The sequence below is a fragment of the Pantoea sp. B65 genome (genome assembly GCF_047308185.1).
Classification (GTDB): domain Bacteria; phylum Pseudomonadota; class Gammaproteobacteria; order Enterobacterales; family Enterobacteriaceae; genus Erwinia.
In genome coordinates this window covers 403,431-424,277 of sequence record NZ_JAHXPU010000045.1, presented here as the reverse complement: position 1 = coordinate 424,277, position 20,847 = coordinate 403,431, and the positions used below count along the sequence as shown (strand labels likewise).

General features: G+C 60.0%; 12 protein-coding genes. 11 read left to right on the top strand and 1 reads right to left on the bottom strand.

What is annotated here, in order from left to right:
* Genes JWF83_RS25995 through JWF83_RS25985 form a run of 3 tightly spaced genes read left to right on the top strand, consistent with a single transcriptional unit; the run spans window position 1 to window position 9,570 of the window.
* A complete protein-coding gene (locus JWF83_RS25995) occupies window positions 1–6,090 on the top strand; it encodes an SDR family NAD(P)-dependent oxidoreductase (RefSeq protein WP_413653403.1) in 6,090 nt (2,029 codons plus the stop codon).
* Complete coding sequence (locus JWF83_RS25990) at window positions 6,087–7,223, top strand: Gfo/Idh/MocA family oxidoreductase (protein ID WP_413653402.1); 1,137 nt, start codon at window positions 6,087–6,089, stop codon at window positions 7,221–7,223. The genes JWF83_RS25995 and JWF83_RS25990 overlap by 4 nt, the downstream gene beginning before the upstream one ends.
* The gene (locus JWF83_RS25985) at window positions 7,210–9,570 is read left to right on the top strand and encodes an alpha/beta fold hydrolase (RefSeq protein ID WP_413653401.1); all 2,361 of its coding nucleotides are present in this window, start codon (window positions 7,210–7,212) and stop codon (window positions 9,568–9,570) included. The genes JWF83_RS25990 and JWF83_RS25985 overlap by 14 nt, the downstream gene beginning before the upstream one ends.
* Here JWF83_RS25985 and JWF83_RS25980 read toward each other — a convergent pair.
* Window positions 9,539–10,438 (bottom strand): helix-turn-helix domain-containing protein, encoded by a 900-nt coding sequence (locus JWF83_RS25980; RefSeq protein ID WP_413653400.1) that lies wholly within the window; start codon window positions 10,436–10,438, stop codon window positions 9,539–9,541. The genes JWF83_RS25985 and JWF83_RS25980 overlap by 32 nt on opposite strands.
* A gap of 120 nt (window positions 10,439–10,558) precedes the next feature.
* On the opposite strand from JWF83_RS25980, the gene JWF83_RS25975 reads away from it, so the two are divergent.
* From JWF83_RS25975 to JWF83_RS25940, 8 genes are all read left to right on the top strand, one after another.
* Entirely contained in the window at window positions 10,559–12,586 is a 2,028-nt protein-coding gene (locus JWF83_RS25975; RefSeq protein WP_413653399.1) for a TonB-dependent siderophore receptor, read from the top strand.
* A 178-nt stretch (window positions 12,587–12,764) separates the two neighbouring features.
* The gene (locus JWF83_RS25970) at window positions 12,765–14,411 is read left to right on the top strand and encodes a TIGR04028 family ABC transporter substrate-binding protein (protein WP_413653398.1); all 1,647 of its coding nucleotides are present in this window, start codon (window positions 12,765–12,767) and stop codon (window positions 14,409–14,411) included.
* A gap of 14 nt (window positions 14,412–14,425) precedes the next feature.
* Window positions 14,426–15,370, top strand: coding sequence for an ABC transporter permease (locus tag JWF83_RS25965; protein ID WP_413653397.1), 945 nt, complete (start codon window positions 14,426–14,428; stop codon window positions 15,368–15,370).
* Entirely contained in the window at window positions 15,367–16,221 is an 855-nt protein-coding gene (locus JWF83_RS25960; protein WP_413653396.1) for an ABC transporter permease, read from the top strand. Before JWF83_RS25965 ends, JWF83_RS25960 begins: the two co-directional genes overlap by 4 nt.
* Window positions 16,218–17,849: a dipeptide ABC transporter ATP-binding protein gene (locus JWF83_RS25955; protein ID WP_413653395.1), complete on the top strand. Its 1,632-nt coding sequence runs from the start codon at window positions 16,218–16,220 to the stop codon at window positions 17,847–17,849. Before JWF83_RS25960 ends, JWF83_RS25955 begins: the two co-directional genes overlap by 4 nt.
* A complete protein-coding gene (locus tag JWF83_RS25950; protein ID WP_413653394.1) occupies window positions 17,846–18,877 on the top strand; it encodes a putative FMN-dependent luciferase-like monooxygenase in 1,032 nt (343 codons plus the stop codon). The genes JWF83_RS25955 and JWF83_RS25950 overlap by 4 nt, the downstream gene beginning before the upstream one ends.
* Window positions 18,874–19,983, top strand: coding sequence for an alkylhydroperoxidase domain protein (locus JWF83_RS25945; protein ID WP_413653393.1), 1,110 nt, complete (start codon window positions 18,874–18,876; stop codon window positions 19,981–19,983). Before JWF83_RS25950 ends, JWF83_RS25945 begins: the two co-directional genes overlap by 4 nt.
* Window positions 19,980–20,822 carry a VOC family protein gene (locus JWF83_RS25940; RefSeq protein WP_413653392.1) on the top strand — a complete coding sequence of 281 codons (843 nt, stop codon included), beginning with the start codon at window positions 19,980–19,982 and terminating at the stop codon, window positions 20,820–20,822. The genes JWF83_RS25945 and JWF83_RS25940 overlap by 4 nt, the downstream gene beginning before the upstream one ends.
* Window positions 20,823–20,847: the final 25 nt, after the last annotated feature.

The window sequence follows — 20,847 nt, the reverse complement described above, 5'->3', positions numbered from 1 at the left end:
ATGAACCCATTTAATTCCGAGCAGTTTACCCGCCAGTATGGCGATACATTGCCCATCGCCATTATCGGTGCGGGATGTCGTTTCCCGCATGCGGCATCTGTGTTTGAGTTCTGGCGGCGGATTGCCGACGGCGAAGAGCTGATTTCACGTTTTGACGCCCGGGCGCTACAGCGCGCCGGCGTCGACCCGGCGTTGTTGCAACGCCCTGACTATGTTCCCGCTGCCGCGGTGGTGGAGGATGCCGACCGCTTTGAGTGGCGCTTCTTTGGCTATTCGCGTCAGGAGGCAGAGAGCATCGACCCGCAGCAGCGCCTGTTTCTGATGTGTGCCTGGGAAGCGCTGGAAATGGCAGGTTACCCGCCGGCGACACTGAACGCGCGTACCGGGGTGATCGGCTCCGCCCGGATGAGCACTTATCAGCTGGCGCAGCGCGAGGATGCGCAGCAGATTGTTTCACCCCAGGTGTTTCACAAGCTGATGGGTAATGACAAAGATTACCTGGCGACGCGCGTCGCCTACAAACTGGGGCTGCGCGGTCCGGCTTATACGGTACAAACCGCCTGCTCCAGTTCGCTGATCGCCATCCATCTGGCCTGTGAGGCGATCGCCAGCGGCGATGCCGAGATGATGCTGGCCGGCGGCGCCAGCCTGAGCTTCCCGCAGCAGGCAGGCTATTTCTGGCGTGAAGGAATGATCTTCTCTGCCGACGGTCACTGCCGCCCGTTTGATGCCGATGCCAATGGCACCCTGGTGGGCAATGGCGCCGCAGTGGTGCTGCTAAAACGTCTCGACCGCGCGCTGGAAGATGGCGATGCGATTTTGGCGGTGATCCGCGGCACCGCCACCAACAACGATGGCAATGACAAAGCCGGTTTCACCGCACCGTCACTCAGCGGCCAGCGCGATGTGATCCGCGATGCGCTGGCAATGGCGGGTGTCGGCGCCGATACCATTGGTCTGGTTGAAGCGCATGGCACCGCTACCTCTCTGGGTGACCCGCTGGAAGTCAACGCTCTGACCGAAGCCTGGGCACCCTGGACGCCGCAGCCGCAGCAGGCAGCCATCGGTTCGCTAAAAAGTAATCTCGGCCATCTTGATACCGCAGCCGGTATTGGCAGCCTGCTGAAAGCCGGACTGGCCATCTGGCAGCGGCAGATCCCGCCGAGTATTAATTTTTCACGCCCTAATCCGGCGATTAACTTCTCCGCTTCGCCGTTCTATGTTCCGCAGCAGTTGCAACCCTGGCCGGCTGGCGGCACGCCGCTGCGTGCCGCCGTCAGCGCCTTTGGCATTGGTGGCAGTAACGCCCATGCCATCCTCGAAGCGGCTCCGGCGGCGGAAAGCCAGCCGGATAACGGCCAGCCGCTGTTACTGTTGCTTTCCGCGCGCAGCGAAAACAGCCTGCGTGCGCTGGCGCAGCAGCATCTGTTGCGCCTCAGCGACCGTGAAGCCGGTTTTGATGCCCACGCCTATGGCGCCACCAGTTTTTATCACCGTACGCTGTTTAACCAGCGTCTGCTGCTGTGCGCCGCCGATATTGATGGCTGGATTGCTCTGCTGCTGGATATTAGCGAACAGGGCCCCGGTTTCCAGCAGCAACCGCTGACCGGCGCAGCAGGGGTCAGCGCCGTCGTCGCCAGCCATAACGCTGAAATTCCGCCAGCTCTGCTGCGCCAGCTGACTCAGGTCACTCCGCAGTGGCACGATATTATTGCGCCTGTCAGCCGCCGTGCGCTGCTGCCGGTGACCCCATTTGACGGTGAACGCTGCTGGTATGAGACGTCGGTCGCCAGCCCGCAGCCCGCCGACGGCTGGCAGGCACTGTGCGAAAGCGCCCGACATACCGCCAGCGAACGTGGTGCGCAACTCGATCTGGCATTGCTGGAAGAGGAAGATCGCTGCGTCGATGCTCTGCATCAACACTATGTCAGCCAGATGCTGCAGCAGATGCAGTTACTGCAAAAACCGCAGCAATTCCTGAACGTGACACAGTTAATGCAGGCCGCAGGCATTCCGCCGCGCTACTATGATCTGATGCAGCGCCTGCTGCGCGATCTGGCCGCCAGCGGCGCGCTGCAGCAGCGTCAACAGGATGGCGAGCTTTGCTATGGTGAATTGCGCCCGGCGGCGATTGATGTTGACGGCTGGCTGACGCGGATGCGCGCCGCCGGTTATCAGCATCTGGCGCAGTTAATAGCCCGTACCGGCCCCGAACTGGGCGCGATGCTGCGCGGCGATATCGATCCGGTTAGCGTGGTGTTCCCGGCGGCATCCACTGCCGATGTCGAACATATGTATCAGGAGCAGCCCTGGTCACGTTATTTCAATCAGATCGCCGCTCAGGCGCTGGCGGCGCTGGCACAGCACAGCCATCAGCCGCTGGCGATCCTCGAGATCGGCGGCGGCACCGGCGGCACCACCCAGGATCTGTTACGCGCACTGCCTGCAGGCAAGTGCGAACATTACAGCTTTACCGATCTCGGCAGCCTGTTTCTGCAACGGGCGCGGGATAAATTTGCCGCCTGGCCGTTTATCGATTATCTGCCATTTGATATGGAGCAGCCAGCAACCCGACAGGGGCTGCCGCGACGGCAATATGACGCGATTGTCGCTGCCAACGTTCTGCACAATGCGGCGGACTTACGCCGGATGCTGCGTAACCTCGCCAGCGTGCTGAAGCCTGGCGGTGTATTGCTGATGCGCGAAATCACCGCGCCCAAAAAACTGTTCGACTTTGTCTTTGGTGCGCTGGTACCACCGATTAGCGACACCGACTTGCGTCATGGCGAACTCTTCGCCTCGCAGCAGGACTGGCAGTCGGCCCTGCAGGATGCCGGTTTTGTCCAGTTCGCCGCCTGTCCGGCGGCCAATCAACCTGCCGCAGCGCTGGGCGAACAGATTATTATGGCGCGCATCGCCGCCGCCCCGGCACTCTCCCCGGCGGCGGCGATTCACTTTACCATCGCTGCCGACTGCTCAGAAAAGAGTCTGCTGAACGCAGCGCTAACCGCTCTGGCAACGGAAACGCCGGCCCGCCTGACACAGGTAGTGTGGCATTGCGATCCGCAGGGCGCGGGGGATCCGCTGGTGGTGACGCTTTGTCAGCAACAGCAAACGGTGCAGGCATTTATTGCCGATACGCCGTTGTTCAGCGCCCGTCTCTCTGCGGCGCGGGTAGCGAGCGTGGAAGCGACTGTGCGTCCACGCCATCTGCCACAACCCTGGCGGCAGCAGGGTGCGCTGTATCACTGGCAGTGGCAGCCGCTAAAGCTGACGCCATCGGGCCGCGCCACCCGCTGGCAGCAACTGACCATCCCGGCGGATCAGGCGGCGCAGCCTGCGCTGTTTACCCAGTTACAACAGCGGCTGGCAGCTGGCGGTACCCTGTTGCTGTGCGCAGAGGGATTGCTGCATCACCATGGCTCTGAGCATGCGGCCAGCTGGCTGCCCGGTTTGCTGACCGTCGCCCGTCACGAATATCCTGACAGCCGCATTAAGTTAATTGATAGCGGTGGTCTGCCGCAACCGCTGGACGACGTACTATGTCAGCAGATTGCCGCCAGCGATGCCGATCAATTTCGCTGGCAGGATGGCGGCTGGCACAGCGTTCAGCTGCAACGCACTGCGCTAACAACCGCCCCGCTGCCCGCTGACGGTTGCCATATATTCACCGGCGGCCTGTCGCCGCTGGGGCTGGCCCTTGCCGATGAACTGGCCGCTCAGGGTGCGAGTAAATTGGTGTTTCTCGGCCGCCGGGGGCCGCGCAGCGATCAGCAGCAGCAACTGGCGGCCCTGCGCCAGCGTGGGGTGGAAGTGGTTATTGATGCGACAGTGGATATGCGCGATCAGGCGGCCTTAACGGCCGCGCTGGAACGCATTGTGCGTCAGCATCTGCCGATCGCCACCCTCTGGCATCTGGCCGGTGTGGTACATGATACCCCGGTCGCCCGCCTGAGCTGGCAGACATTGCAGGAGACGCTGGCGGCCCGCCTGGCACCGGCGCAGCTACTGGATCGCTGGCAGTCGCGCCTGCAACCAGCGCAAACCGTTTACTTCTCTTCCGCCGCTACGGTATTTGGTCCGCAGGGCCAGGGCGCGCATGCTGCCGCCTGTGGCGCGCTGGAGAGTCTGGCGCAGCAGCGCTGCGCACGCGGCCATGACACCCTTGCCGTTGCCTGGGGATACTGGCAGATAACCGAGTCGGCCTCACCGCAGTTGGCTGAACGCCTCGCTGCCGGGGGGATGGCGGCACTGGCGACCGACAGCGCGCTGACACTATTGCAGACGGCGCGTGCTGGCGCACAGCCGGTGGTAGCGGCGATGCAGGTTGACTGGCACAAACTGGCGACCGGACAGCTGGCCGCCGCCGATGCCGGTCGCTTCGCTCAGTTTCTGACAGCGGGCAATTCACCAGCGGTGGTCAGCGATGCGGCTGAACCGCAGGAAGAACTGCAGCTGGAGCGCTATCTGCGCGAGACTCTGGCGCGCCAGCTGAACTGTGCGCCAGAACTGATCGGCGCCGACAGCAATCTGGTACAGCTGGGCCTCGACTCCCTGCTGTTCCTCGATCTGAATGAAACCCTTGGCCGCGATCTCGGGGTGAAACTGAATGCCGAAAATGTGTTCCGCGCCGCCAGTGTCAAAGAGTTGCTCGCCGCCCTGCGCCAGGAGATGGCGGCGCAGCCCGATAACGTGTCGTTACTGCGCCGGGCGCTGGATGAACTGGAAGACGCACAGCCAGGCTGGCTGGATCAACGCGGAGATATTGCCCGCCAGGCGCCGTCAGCGACGCTATTGCCGCTGACGCCATTGCAGCGCCTGCGCTGGCGACAGCATCCGCAGGCGCCGCGGTTGCTGTATGTCGAATACGATAAGCCTGATGATTTCCCGCTGGACGCTTTCGAACGGGGCTGGCAGCGTCTGCTGGCGCGTCATCCGATGCTGCGGGCAGCCATCTCGCCGCAGGGGGAAATCATCCTCGCCGACGCGATACCCGGGCTTTCCATGCAGCGTTATCACTGGGGTGATCTGACGCCAGAGGCGCTGCTGAACCGGCAACTGGCATTGCGTGCAGCGCTGTCCCGGCATCAGTTCGACCTGCAACAACCGCCGCAGATCGTGCTGGCGGTCAGCGCCAGCGGCCAGGGCTACCGCCTGCATATTGCCCTGAATACCCTGCTGGTGGATATCGAGAGCTTCCGCGTGCTGCTGCGCGAGCTGGACAGCGCCATTCATCATCCTGATCTGCCGCTACCGACGCTGACCTTTACCGCGCAGGATTATCACCATAGTCTGCTGGCGCTGGCGCAAACGCAAAGCGCGCGCTATCAACCGCCAGCCCTGCCTGCGCCTCCGGGATTGCCGTGGCAGAAAACCCCCGGGCCATCAGAGTTTGCCATCTGGCGCACGGCATTACCTGCCGGGCAGTGGCTGCCGCTAAAAAATGCCGGGGAACAACAGGGCATCAGCGGCACTGACCTGCTGTTAGCCGCCTGGGGACTGGTGCTGCGCGACTGGTCAGCACAGGATAGTTTTACCCTGCGTCTCGACTTTACCGATCGCCTGCCGCTTCACCCTCATGCCTCACAGCTGATCGCTGACGCCACGACCGTGGCCGCGGTTGCGCTGGATCTGCGCGCCGCCAGCTGTTTTGCCGCCCTGGCGCAGCAGGTTGCACAGCGGCGTCAGCAGCATCTGGCGCGGCATCTGCCGGGCAATGCCGTAGAAGCCGACTGGCTGCAGAGCTTACCGGTGGCCTTTACCAGTCTGTTGGGAGTACGTCAGGCCTATGCCATTGCGGAAACCTCGGATCCGTTACTCGGCATGCCGGCTTATGAATATGCCGCTCAGCCGCTCACGCCGCTGCATCTGCAGGCGCTGGAGGAGGAGAGCGCGCTGCTATTCAATATCGATCTGCAACGCGGCACCCTGCCGGAAGAGATCGGTGAAATTGTCCTGATGACGCTGCATCAGTTACTGGAAACCCTGTCCGCCGTGGCGGAAGCCTGGCAGGCGCCGTTAAACGAGCTTTTACCGCCGGATGCGCAGATCGTGGCACTGGCGCAGCAGGCCAGAAAGGAGGCGCTATGAGGAATAAATATCGGGTAGTGGTCTGCGGCACCCGTTTTGGCGAACATTATCTGGCGGCGCTGACCCGCCAGAGCAGCGAGTTTGAACTGGTAGGGATTCTCGCCCGCGGCAGCGAGCGTTCACGCCTGCTGGCGGAAAAATTACAGGTCACCTTATATCAGCAGGTGGATCAGTTACCCGATGAGATTGATATCGCCTGCGTGGTGATTCGCAGCCGTATTGTTGGCGGCGACGGTTCCAGCCTCGCTGAACAGCTGCTGCAACGCGGTATCGCGGTATTACAGGAGCACCCGGTGCATCTCAGTGATATTCGCCGTTTACAGGGGCTGGCACGGCAATATGGCACCCGCTATCACATCAATACCCTCTATCCGGCGCTGCCCGCCGCGAGCTGCTTTATTGATTACGTACGCCAGAGCGCCAGCCGCCAGCAACCGACGTTTATCGAACTGACCACCAGCCTGCAACTGCTCTACTCATCGCTGGATATTATTGGCCGCGCGCTGGGCGACCTGTCACCGATGATCTGCAGCGCGCCGCAACTGCCGGCGCTACCGGACGGAACGCCCCCGTGGCCGTTCCGCCAGATGCAGGGAACATTTGCCGGGGTCCCGGTGTGCATCAACCTGCAAACCACTCTCGACCCACGCGATCCGGATCATCACAGTCTGGTGATGCACCGGATCGCCATTGGCGGCACGGAAGGCCATGTCTGTCTGACCAGCAGTTTCGGTCCGGTGGTATGGAGCCATTCGATTTACGCGCCGGATTACCAGCAGGATGGCGTCACCGCCTCGTGGCTATTGTCGCCCGAATGCCATCAGCAATCCCATTACAACCAGCAGCCTGTCGGCATGGTATTGGGCCGCTCGCAGGCGCCCAATCTGATCGAAGCGACGCAGCATGATTTTCCGCTGGCGATCCTGACGGCATTACGCGAACTGGTGGCGGAGCCAGCGCCATGGTGGCAACAGCCTGCGTGGTGGCAACAGCATGGCGAAGCCTGGATTACACTGATGCGGAATGCCGGTGCGCCACAGTTAACCCGCTTTGCCGCACCGTTAAAACCTTTTCCCGATCCGCGCGCTTTCGCGGCTGATATTGTTACGGATAACCGCTATGTCAAACCATGATGATGCTTACCGCCAGCTTGGCGAGCTGCTCAACGCCGCCGGTCTGGCCGAACAGGCGTTGTTCCTTAACTGGGGCTTCCAGCCTGCCGATGGTCCGGCGCTGTCAGCGGGCGACGCGCAGCGCCAGTTGCTACTGCAACTGATCGGCGATCGGCCGGTTAATGGCCGTCATATTCTCGATGTTGGCTGTGGGCGCGGCGGCGCGGCGGCGCTGATAGCCGAAAAGTGGCGTCCTCTGAGCGTCACCGGCGTAGATCTCAGCAGCAGTAATATTAATTTCTGCCGCCAGCGCCATCGTCAACCGCGCCTGCGTTTTCAGTTAGCGGACGCCTGCCAGCTACCGCAGCCAGACAGCAGTGTCGATATGGTGATTAATATTGAATCTTCCGGCGCTTACCCGGATCTGGCGGCCTTTTACCATCAGGTGTGGCGGGTACTCAAACCCGGTGGCGACTTTTTCTATTGCGATATTTTTGCCCGGCAGACGCGGGATGATGTGGCGACAGCGCTCAGCCATCTGGGGTTTATCGCCATCAATGGCTGGTCAATCCGTCAGCAGGTACTGGCCGCGCGCCGCAGCACCGGCGAAAAAGTGATTGAACGGTTGCAAAATGCACGCCAGCCGCAGCATACGGAACAGGATCTTGCCGGGTTGCGCAACTATTTCGCCCTGCCCGGTACGCCGATTTATCAGGCGCTGGAACGTGGCGAAGCGGATTATTACTGTTTTCACTGGCAGAAACCGGCAACAGAGTTACCGCTACAGCCCTTGCCGCCAGCACTGTTGTCGGCCCTCAGCCAGCGTAGCCAGCGGCTTGATCAGGCGGTAAACGGAGGCAATAACGCGGTATTCCCGCTGGGAAAGCCGCAACCGGATGCGGCGCTTAATCTGTTTGCCCTGCCGTATGCCGGTGGCGGCGCATCGATTTATCGTGACTGGGGCAGTGATGGCGACTGGCCGGAGGAGTGGCGTTTCTGCGCGATGCAGCTGGCGGGACGGGAAAACCGCATTGATGAGCCGCCGCAGCGCCGCATGGAGAGTCTGGTGGCAGAGCTGGCGCAGCAGATTGAGCCGTTCAGTTATCGCCCCTGGGCACTACTCGGCTGTAGCCTCGGCTGCAAGGTGGCCTTCGAGCTGGCGCGACATTTTTCCCGGCTCAACCGTCCGCCGCGCCTGTTGTTTCTGATGGCCTGTCCGGCGCCCGATATTGCGCCTGCCCGGCGAATTTCCACCTCCAGCGATGATGAATTCTGCGCCGAAATACGTCGCCTCGGCGGCACTCCGGACAGCGTTTTGCTTGATAAGGAGATGATGCAGACAGCAGGCAAGGCGCTGCGCGCCGACTGCGCGCTGGCCGAGCACTATCAGGCTGCCAGCAACGTCAGGCTGGCGGTGCCTGCGCTGCTGGTACTGGCGGAAGATGATGCGCTGGTGCCGGTGGCGGCGATGCTGCGCTGGCAACAGCATCTGACCGCCAGCACCACCATTAAACGCGTCAGCGGCGGCCATTTTTTCCTGCGCCAGCAGCGCGCCAGCCTGCAGCAGTGGCTGGTGCAGGCGCTTCAGCAACCACCAGCGCCTGCGCCGCTTTCCCCTGGACGTTGGTTGCCCTTTGGTCTGCCGCAAACCGGGGCCGGAATGCCGTTGTTCTGCTTCCATCATGCGGGTGGCAATGCCGCCAGCTGGCGCCAATGGCTGGCGCCGGCCAAAGCGCTGGGTATGCAGCTCTGCCCGCTTGAATTGCCTGGTCGCGCCAGCCGTTTTACTGAGCATCCACGCAGCGATCTGAGCGCGTTGCTGGCGGAACTGAGTGCAGTACTGACGCCGCTCTGCCAGCAGCCCTATGGCTTATTGGGTCACAGCCTTGGCGCGCTGTTGGCCTTTGAACTGGCGCAGCGGCTGCCTGCGGCTACCTTACAGGGGATCTTCGTGTCGGGACGCCGACCGCCGCATCATCCAACGCCACCGCCGCTGCGCCATCTGATGAACGACAGCGAACTGGCGCAGCAGTTACTGGGACTGGAGGGTACCCCGACAGATGTGCTGCAGCATCAGGAGTTGCTGGCGCTGTTTCTGCCGGCGCTGCGCGCTGATTTTACCCTAACCGAAGGTTACCGCTGGCAGCAGGCGGAGCGGATACGGCGCTTGCCGCTGCAGGCTTTCTGCGGCGACAGCGATGCGGAGGTGAGCGTGGCGACTATGAACCAATGGCTGGCGTATGGCGATGGCAACAGCAGGCTGCACTGCTATCCCGGTGGTCATTTCTATCTGCAGCAGCACCGTGATGCGCTGCTGCTGGCAATGGCCGGCTGGCTTAACCTTCATCAGCAGTGCGCTCCCGGGTGATGCGGTAGCGTCCCGGAGTCTGGCCAAACTGGCGCTGGAAAAAGCGCGTCATATGGCTCGCATGGGCAAAGCCGCTGCGCAGGGCAATATCATTTAATGGCAGCGGACTGCTTTCCAGCAGCCGCTGTGCGACGCGCAGACGACATTCGATCACATAATTCCATGGCGTAATGCCAAACATCGCGCGAAAGCCGCGCTTTAGCGCCATCTGGCTTAATCCGGCTTGCTGTGCAAGATCCTCAATGGTCAGCGGTTCGGCGGCGTGCTGGCGAATATAATCGCGCGCGACGATTAGCCGTTTGCGCTCGCGGTGATACAGACGTGTCACCGGTCCGATATTTACCACCTGCTGCTGTTGCTGTAACTGGCGTAATGCCAGCCACAATGCTTCCAGCGCCATACTTTCCAGATGTAATAAACCCACAGGCGAGCGATCGTTGAGTCCCTGTTGCAGACGTTGCATCTGTCGACTCATCTCCTCCGTCAGCTCCGCTGACAGCACCCACGCCTCTTCGTCTGGCGCGACCAACCCGCAGGCCGCAACCTGCGCGATCTGTTCCGCGGAAAACTCAATCATCAACAGATGGTAAAAGTGGTGGCGCGGGAAAAAATCATAGCCGGTACAAGCGGCTTGCGCGAATGACAACCAGAATGAGTGTGGCCGGTAGTGCTGTAGATTTTGCTGGTTAAGCATAAAGTACCCGGCCCCCTCCTGCATCATCACCAGCGTCAGGTGTGGGCCATACTCCCCTTTAAATACCCGATCCTGTTCCAGCGTGGTCTGAATACATCTCATACTGATACGCGCGGACAGTTGCAGGTTTTCCGGCAGTAGCAGTTTCCTTTCATTCAGGTTCGGTTCCGTCATACCCCCTCCAATGATAATGATTTTTATTTAGCTTTATCGTGCAATTTCCGACCTTAAGGTGCAACAAGTTTCGCTATCTGATGGCATAGACTCGGATTTTTACGTTTCCGGGATGGACACATGCATATTGATAAACTTACCCCTCTGCTGGTCAGCAGCCTGCTGCTGACGGTGAACAGTTACGCTGCCGACACCACACCAGCCAGTAATAATGAAGACACACTGGTGGTCAGCGCCAAACAGTCGCCACGATCCGCTTCGGCGCGCAACGTCGCCGCAGTAAAAGTCAGCGCGCCGGAACTGACCGATGCCAATGTGACACGTACCGACCAGCTCTCCCGTGTCCTGCCTGGCCTGACTACCGGCGACAGCGGCAGCCTGCTGTTCCAGTCTGTATCGCTGCGCGGTGTCTCCTCGGCACAGGATTTCTATAACCCGGCCACCACGTTGTATATCGATGGCGTGCCGCAACTCTCCACCTATACAGTGCAAAACCTGGGGGATGTAGAGAGTGTGGAAATGCTGCGCGGTCCGCAGGGTACGCTGTACGGTAAAAGTGCTCAGGGCGGTATTATTAATGTCGTGACGCAGAAACCGGACAGCACACCACGCGGCTATATTGAAGGTGGCATCAGCAGCCGCGACGGCTACCGCAGCAAAGTCAATGTCAGCGGCCCGATTCAGGATGGCTTGCTGTACGGTAGCGCTACCCTGCTACGGGATGTCGATAACGGCTCAATGACCAACCCGGCCACCGGCTCTGATAAACTGGGCGGTTCACGCAATAATCTCGGCAATCTGCGCCTGCGCCTGGCGCCGGACGATCAGCCGTGGGAAGCTAATGTCGCGTTAACCGAGGAGTGTACTCACGCCACGCAGGATACTTATGTCCCGTTTAGCGATGTCAACAGCCGCACTCTGGATATCAGCGCCGGTGGCGGCGATCCTTACCTGCGCCGCTGTACCCACAGCCAGTCGCTGACCGGCCTCTACCATAGTGATAACTGGGTATTCAGTGCGATGAGCGCCTGGCAGCAACAGAGTTTCACCCGTCAGTTCCCCTACACGGGCTACGATGCCAATTTTTCCGAGCGCTGGAATCAGGACGTACAGGAACTGCGCGCCGCCACTCAGGGGCCGAACCATCCGGTGGACATGGTGTTTGGTTTATATCGCCAGAATACCCGTCAGCAATTTGAATCTGCGTACAAGTATGCCGGCGCCACCCTGACCGGAGTGAATTCCAATACCCGCGCCGAAACCCTTGCGGCCTACAGCGATCTTACCTGGCATCTGACCGATCGCTTTGATTTGGGCGGCGGCTTGCGCTATTCCCATGACAAAGCGGATACCCGCTATGACGCTGATTATATGGGCTTTGCCGCTGGCGATAATGGCAGTACCCGCGACGATCAGCTGTTAGGTCAGCTGTCAGCCGGTTACCAGTTTACCCCGGCATTGCGGGTTTACAGTCGAATTGCCCAGGGCTACAAGCCAACCGGCTTTAACCTCGCGCCAACCTATGGCGTGGCCGCCACGCCATACGACGCCGAGAAATCAATCAGCTACGAAGTGGGTAGCCGCTATGAACAGGGGAGCAACCAGCTACAGGGGGCCATCTTCCATACTCATACTAAAAATCTGCAACTCTATTCCGGCCCGGTGGGTTATCAGACCGTCAGCAATGCCGGCGCCGCCGATGCCACCGGGCTGGAGCTGAGCAATAGCTGGCAATTTACCGAAGGCTGGTCATGGAATATCAACGGTAACTATGTACGCTCAGAGTTCACCAGCGACAGCGAACTGTATCAGGATAAACGCGTGCCTTTTGTGCCGCGTTATAGCGGCGGCACCAGTATAACCGGCACCATTGATAGCGCATGGGGCGCGCTGATGCCGCGCCTGGCGCTGAATATGGTCGGCCCGCACTATTTCGACGGCGATAACAGCCTGCGTCAGGGCAGCTATACCACCGCCGATATCCGTCTTGGCTGGCAGGCGACTGAGCGTATTAATATCGCGGCCTATATCGATAATATGTTTGACCGCCGCTATCGCACCTATGGTTTTGTCAGCGGCACCAGCGCCATGGCGCTGGTTAATGAAGGTCGTACCGCCGGTGTGGATGTGCGCGTCGACCTGTTCTGATATGCATCCTCTGGCGTGGATACCGGTGACGGTATCTGCGCCTTCTCTCTTTCCCGTCTCATCATTAACTAAATATTATTTCCGGCAATCGTTAGTACATTTCCTTGGTTCTCTCCGATCCCGTCTGATCCGAAGATAGCAGGACAGCCCAGACTCGTTGATAATAAAGGAATTCACCATGCCCACACTTTTTCGCCTGAATGCGCTACAGCGTTCGCTGGCATTAGGCGCACTTTTCTCTTCATTTTCCGGGATTAACACAGTGTATGCCGCTGATGCGGCGGTTAAAGGCGGCACGCTGGTTTACCTGGAACAGCAGGCCCATACCAATCTCTACCCGCCAGCAGGCGGTTTTTATCCCAATGGCGGAATACTTAATCAGATCACCGATAAGCTGACCTGGCAGAACCCGAAAACCCTGCAGGTTGAACCCTGGATCGCCGAGAGCTGGACCACCAACGCCGATAAAACCGAATATACCTTTAAATTACGCCCTGGCGTCACCTTCTCTGACGGTACGCCGCTGGACGCCAGTGCGGTGGCGAAAAACTTTGATACCTATGGGCTGGGCAATAAAGAGAATCGCCTGCCGGTGTCAGAGGTCATTAACAATTACCAGCGTAGCGAAGTTATCGATCCGCTGACGGTTAAATTTTACTTTAAAAAACCCTCGCCCGGCTTTTTACAGGGTACCGCCACCATTGGGTCTGGCCTGGTGTCGCTCAGCACCCTGGCGCGCAGCTTTGATGCCCTTGGCGACGCCCGCCATATTATCGGCTCCGGTCCGTTTGTGGTGAAGGATGAGAAACTGGGGCGCGAAGTGGATCTGGTGGCGCGCAAAGACTACAACTGGGGACCGAAGAACCTCAGTCAGCAGGGCGCCGCTAATCTTGATGGCATCAAAATTATCGTGACGCCGGAGGACAGCGTACGCATCGGCGCGCTGCTGGCCGGTCAGGCAGATGTGATCCGTCAGGTTCAGGCGTATGACGAAAAACAGGCCACCGATCAGAACTTCCCGATCTATGCCGCCCCGACACGCGGCATCAACGATAGCATCAGCTTCCGGCCGGATAACCCGCTGGTCGCTGATATCAAAGTCCGTCAGGCGCTGCTGCATGCCACGAATAGCCGTCAGGTGGTCGATACCCTATTCTCGCCTAACTATCCGCAGGCCACTTCAGTGGTAGCCAAATCCGCCGCCGGCTATGTCGACCTGTCCGACAAACTGAAGTATGACCCGCAACGCGCCAGGCAACTGCTGGATGACGCAGGCTGGAAAGCCGGCAACGACGGTATACGTCAGAAACAGGGGCAGCGGCTGGCGCTGAATGTCTATGAATCGCTGCCGCAACCGCAAAATAAAGAGGTACTACAGCTTATCGCCCAGCAATGGAAACAGGTTGGCGTCAGTCTGACGGTGAAAGCCGGAGATGCCGGCAGTAAAACCCTGGATAGCCTTGATCCGGAAAAAACCCCGCTGAACGTAACGGAAGTAGGACGCGCCGATCCTGATGTGATTAAAAGTCAGTTCTATCCGCTGAACCGCGACGCACTGCTGCAAAAAGGCGGCTCCAGCGACAAGGTGAAAAACTTCCGTGATGACCAGCTGAATCAGCTGTTGGTTGATATCTCGGCGGCGGTCGATCCGCAGCAGCGCCTGCAACTGGCGGGGGATGCGCAGCGTTATCTGCTGGATAATGCCTATGTCATCCCAATCTTTGAAGAGCCGCAGGTGTTTGCCGCCGCGCCGTATCTGAAAGGCATCAACTTCGAAGCGGTAGGCCGTCCAAGTTTTTACGGCGCCTGGCTGGATAAAAAGTAACCGGGAGAGAGACGATGAAACGCTATCTTACACAGCGATTTGGTCAGGCACTGCTGGTACTGTGGGCGGCGTTCACCGTCTCCTTTGTACTGTTGCAGGTGCTGCCGGGTGACGCGATCCTGATTAAGTTTCAGAATCCCGAGCTTGGTCTCAGCCCGGCGCAGATTGCCGAAATGCGTGAAGCCTATGGGGTCGACAGCCCAATCTGGCAACAGTATCTGCATACCCTGGTGGCGATGCTGCACGGTGATTTTGGCTATTCGGTACAGGCCGGCGTGCCGGTCAGCGAGCTGATTGCCAGCAATTTCCCCGACACCTTACGTCTGGCGCTGCCGGGTTTTGTGCTGGCAGTAGTGATTGCGGTACTGCTGGCGTTTATCTCTAATCTGCTGGGGTTCCGCTGGCTGAAAAATGCCTTACAAAGCCTGCCCTCGCTGTTTATCTCGATACCCACCTTCTGGCTGGGTATCGCCCTGATTCAGCTGTTCTCTTTCCAGTTACGCTGGATCCCGATTATCAATCCAGGCCCGTTGCAGGGCCTGATACTGCCGATTATCACCCTGGCGGTGCCGATCTCGGCGCCGCTGGCGCAGATTCTGATCCGCAGTCTGGATCAGGTGCAAACCCAGCCGTTCGTGGCGGTGGCGCGCGCCAAAGGCGCCAGTTACAGCGGCGTGCTGTGGCGTCATGTCACCCTCAATGCCCTGCTGCCGGTATTAACCGTCGCCGGTTTGCTGCTCGGCGAGTTAATTGCCGGTGCGCTGATCACCGAGACCGTATTTGGCCTCAGCGGACTCGGTCAGCTGACGCAGCAGGCGGTTAATAATCAGGATGTGGCGGTGTTGCAGGCGATCGTTATGATTTCGGCGATCGGTTTTGTCGCCATCAATCTGCTGGTTGATCTGATTACCCCCTTGCTGGATCCACGGCTGCAAACTTATCGCGGAGTAACACCATGAGCCTTGTCGATCATCTGACCCGTCCCAAAGCGGCAACCGTGCGTCGGGCGCCAGCCTGGCGCTGGCAAGCCGGCGCCGTGCTCGCCTGGCTGGTGATACTGGCGGCGATTTTCGCCGCGATTGTTCCGGGATGGTTTACCAGTTTTAGCGCCACCGAAGGCATTGCCGGCGCCCAGCGCCTGGCGCCACAGGCTGGTCACTGGCTCGGCACCGACCAGCTGGGGCGCGATCTCTATGCCCGTATCCTGTATGGCGCCTCTCATTCGCTCGCCGGGGCGCTGGTGGCCGTGGCGCTGGGGCTGGTGATCGGCACCCTGCTCGGGGTACTGGCCGGGGCGACCGGGGGAAAAACGGAAAGCGTGGTGATGCGTATTATTGATGTGCTGCTGTCAATTCCGGGTCTGCTGCTGTCGCTGAGCGTGATTATTCTGCTGGGGTTTGGCACCGTTAATGCGGCGATTGCCGTCGGTATCACCTCGGTGGCCAATTTTGCTCGTCTGGCGCGCGCCGAAGTGGTGCGGGTGCGCCACAGCGATTACGTCGAGGCGGCTTATGGCAGCGGCGGCACCTTTTTTGCGGTGCTGTGGCGCCATATTTTGCCGAACTCTCTGACTTCGGTGATCGCCTTTTCCGCCCTGCAATTTGGCAACGCTATTCTGGCCCTGTCAACTCTCAGTTTCCTCGGCTATGGCACCCCGCCGCCGACCCCCGAGTGGGGGCTGTTAATCGCTGAGGGACGCAATTACATCTCCACCGCCTGGTGGCTGACTACCTTTCCGGGGCTGGTGGTCATTGCCGTGGTATTAGCGGCTAACCGTATTAGCCGTCAATTTTCAGGAGAACGCCGATGAGCAGCAATACCACGCCGCCCCTGCTGGCACTGGAAAATCTCAGCTTAAGCTATCGTCGCGATCATCAGTTGCATCAGGTAGTACATAATGTCTCTTTTCAGCTGCAGGCGGGCGAAATGCTGGCGCTGGTGGGGGAATCCGGCTCGGGTAAGACTACCACTGCGCAGGCAATTATCGGCCTGATGCCGGAGAACGGCGTACGCGAATCAGGCCGTATTCTGCTGAACGGCGTGGATATCAGCGACTGGTCGCAGCGGCGGCTGGATAGCCTGCGCGGCGCCAGTATCAGCCTGATCCCGCAGGATCCGGGGAGTTCCCTTAACCCGGTGAAAACCATTGGCGAGCAGGTGGCGGAAATCCTGACTCTGCATCAGCGTCTGAGCCGCAGCGAGCGCGATCGGCGGGTGATTGCTCTGTTAACGCGCGTCGGCCTAAGCCACCCGCAACAGCGGGCGCTGCAGTACCCGCATCAGTTGTCCGGCGGCATGAAGCAGCGGGTGCTGATTGCCATCGCCATTGCGCTGCAACCGGCATTGATCATTGCCGATGAGCCAACCAGCGCGCTGGATGTCACGGTGCAAAAACGTATTCTCGATTTAATTGACGAACTGCGCCACGAGTTTGGCACCGCCGTGCTGTTTGTGACCCACGATCTGGCGCTGGCCGCGCAGCGGGCAGATCGCCTGCTGGTGTTTCGCAACGGCGAGATTCAGGAGCAGGGAGACACCGCCACGGTAATTAATGCGCCGCAAAACCCCTATACCCGCCAGTTGTTTGCCGACCTCAGTTCGCTGGCGTTGCCTGCGGCCATATCGCCCGCGGCACGCTTCTCATCACCGGCCATCGCGGTACGCAATCTCAATAAAACCTTTACCCTCGGCAACCGCGCTGCGCCGTCTCTACGCGCACTGGATAATATTTCCTTTAGCGTCACACGCGGTACTACTCATGCGCTGGTTGGGGAATCCGGTTCCGGTAAAACCACCCTCGCCCGCATTCTGCTCGGTTTTCAACGTGCCGACAGCGGCCAGCTATTGCTCGATGATATTGACGTTACCGAACTGCGCGGTGAAGCGTTGCGCCAGCTGCGGCAGAAAATTCAGCTGGTATATCAGAACCCCTTTGCCTCACTCGATCCGTCACAAACCCTGTTTGATATTATTGCCGAACCGTTGCTGAATTTTGCGCCGCTAAGCAAAAGTGAACGCCAGCGCCGGGTTGAAGAGTTCACCCTGCGCGTCGCTCTGCCGCTGACGCTACTGACGCGCAAAGCGCGCGAGCTCTCCGGCGGCCAGCGCCAGCGTGTGGCGATTGCCCGTGCGCTGGTACTGCAACCCGATATTCTGGTGCTGGATGAAGCCACCTCGGCGCTGGATGTTACCGTGCAGGCGCAGATCCTCGGTCTGCTGCAGCAACTGCAACAACAGCTGGGGCTGACCTATCTGTTTATCTCCCACGACCTTGCCACCGTACGCCGTATCGCCCACACCGTTACCGTATTACGTGCCGGTCAGGTGGTGGATCAGGGCGATGTCGCCACCCTGTTCAGCCAGCCGTCCAGCGACTACACCCTTGAACTGATTAACGCTATTCCGTTACTTGCCGAACAACAGAAGGATTTCGCATGAGCCAGAAACGCTTAGGCTTCTTTACCCGATTGCTGGATAAAACCGGGCCACAGCAGCGCTATCGTCTGGCGCTGGAACAGATTCAACATGCTGAACGTCACGGTTTTGCTACCGCCTGGATTGCTCAGCACCATTTCCATGAACATGAAGGCGGCCTGCCCTCGCCGCTGGTATTTCTCGCCTGGGCGGCGGCACAAACCCGCCGCATCCGCCTTGGTACCGCGATTATTACCCTGCCGCTGGAGAATGCGCTACGCGTGGCGGAAGATACGGCAGTGCTCGACTTACTGGCGCAGGGACGGCTGGAGATTGGCCTCGGTTCCGGCGGCACACCCAGCTCTTTTCTGCCGTTCGGCCTGAATATTGATCAGCGCGGCGCGGTGTTCAGCGAGCATTTGCAAGTGTTACTGCATGCCTGGAACGGCGACACCCTTGGTCATGCTGATAATCGTCTCTATCCGGCAGCGCCGCAGCTGGCGTCGCGGGTGTGGATCGCCACCTTCTCGGTGGAAGGCGCGGCGCGCGCCGGCCAGGCTGGCCAGGGGCTGATGCTGTCACGCACCCAACCGCGGCCACACCATCAGCCACAGCTGGCGCTGGATGCCATCCAGAATCCGATGATCGATGCCTATCTGGCGGCATTACCTGCCGGCGTCGCGCCGCGCATTCTCGCCTCGCGTACCGCTTTTGTCAGCGACAGCCGCCAGCAGGCGCGCGCCCTGGCGCTGGCGGGATTGAGCAGTCAGGCGCAGCAGTATCGCGCTGCCGGTCATCAGGTGGCAGGCGATACGCTGGATGACTATATTGCCGCTTTTGATGTGCATCTCGGCACCGCCGATGATGTCAGCAGTTCGCTGGCGGCTGACAGTACGCTATTGCGCGCCACCGATATCTCCTTCCAGGTGCACTCTATCGATCCACCGCATCAGGACATTCTGCGATCCATCGAACTGATCGCCAGTGAAGTGTCGCCCGCTCTTGGCTGGACCACTGCACCCTCTACCGTTGCCCAGGAAACGCCCGCATGACACAGACCTCTGATTTACTGAACCAACTGGCGGAGCTCGATCGCCACCCGGCGCTGGCCGCCGCCCGCCAGCAGCGCGACGCCGCGACCAGCCATAGCCAGGGCAGCTACCTGGCGCTGTTCAGCCACGATGAGGCGGATTTCCCGCTAACTGAACGCTTTATTATCGCCACTGCGGTTGCCCGCTGGCATCAGGACAGTATTCTCAGCGCCCACTATGCTCAGCAGGCGGACCACAACCCAGTCGCAGAGCGTTTGCAGCTGGCGCTGGATCATGCTGAACGCCTGACCTTTCAGCCGGTTACCGCCACAGCTGCGCATCTGGCAGCCTTACAACAGGCGGGCTGGACGCTGAACGCCATTGTGACACTGTCACAACTGGTGGCTTTTGTCAGCTTTCAGAGCCGCGTACTGCATGGGCTGCGTCTGCTGTCCGATCGTCCGGTAGAGGTTAGCGGCAATGCCACGCCTGGCGCCGGGGTCTGGCATAGCCAGCCGTTAACCCACGGCGGCAACCCGGCGCCACTGCGCTTCACGCAGGATCAGCTGGAGTGGGAACCGTGGATCGCGGCGAAGCCACTGGCGGAATTTGATCGGCAGCAGCAACACATTCTGGCGCGCTTCGGCCATAGCGATTCCGACTATTTCCGCCTGCTGGGGCGTAACCTGCCGCTACTTGAACAGCGTACCCTGACGGATAAAGGCATCTTCTTTACCTCCGGCGGCCTGCCGCGTGCCGAACGCGAACTGGCCGCCACCGTCGCCAGCAAAATCAACGGCTGTATTTACTGCGCCTCGGTACATGCGCGCAAAGCCGGCCAGCTGGCTAAGCAGCCGGAAGCCATCCAGCGTCTGCTGGATGTCGCGCCGGGTCAGTTGCTGACTGAGCAGCAGTCGCCGCGCTGGCAGGCCGAAATTGCATTCGCCGCCGCGCTTTCCGCCACACCGACCGGCGCCGGAGCGCAACATATTCAGGCATTGCGCGATCAGGGCTTAAGCGATCTGGAACTGCTCGATCTGCTTCAGTCGGCAGCGTTTTTTGCCTGGGCCAATCGCCTGATGCTCACGCTGGGTGAACCCTTTATTGCGCAGGAGAACGCATCATGACGCAGTTAACGCCGGTGGTTGATCATGTCGTGATTAACGTCGCCGATCGGCTTGACGAAGCCAGCGAGCTATTTCGTCGTCTGGGCTTCCAGCTGAGCGCACGCGGTCACCATTCGCTCGGTTCGAGCAATCATTTAGCGATTTTTGGCGAGAACTATCTGGAATTACTCGGCTATGAGCCGGAACGCGGCAATCTGCGCCAGGATTTGTGGCAATCGCCGGTCGGTCTGAGCGGACTGGTCTGGAAAACCGGGGATGCCGATGCGGTTTATCAGCATCTGCAGCAACAGCAGCTGGCGGGTGATGCGCCTGCTTCGTTCTTTCGCCCGGTAACCCTGCCGGACGGCAGCGAGCAGCAGGCGCGTTTTCGCACCACCCGGTTGCGCGCCGACAGCGTGCCGAATGGCCGCAGTTTTTTCTGTCAGCATCTCACCCCGCAAGCGGTATGGCAGCCCGCCTGGCAGAGTCACCGCAATGGCGTCACCAATATCCGGGAGTTTGTGATTGCGGCGGATAATCCGGCGGCGGCGGCAGAAGTCTACGGTCAGTTGTTTGATGCGGCGCGTATTGTCGCATCGGATAACGGCGGCTTGCAGTTGCAGGCGGGTGAAACCCGGGTACGTTTTATCGCCAGCGCCCAGGCGCAGGCGGAATTGGGCGCCTTACCAGAGGACTATAACGGTACGCCGCGGATGGTGGCGCTGGGTTTTCACAGCGCTTCGCTGGATCAGGTCAGGCAGAGTCTGCTGGCGGGCAATATCCGTTTTAGTGAACAAACGCAGCGCATTCTGGTCAGCGCCGCCGATAGCTTTAATCTGGCGCTGGTTTTCCGCGCCTGAAGCGCAGGTTGCCGGTTAAGCGTTA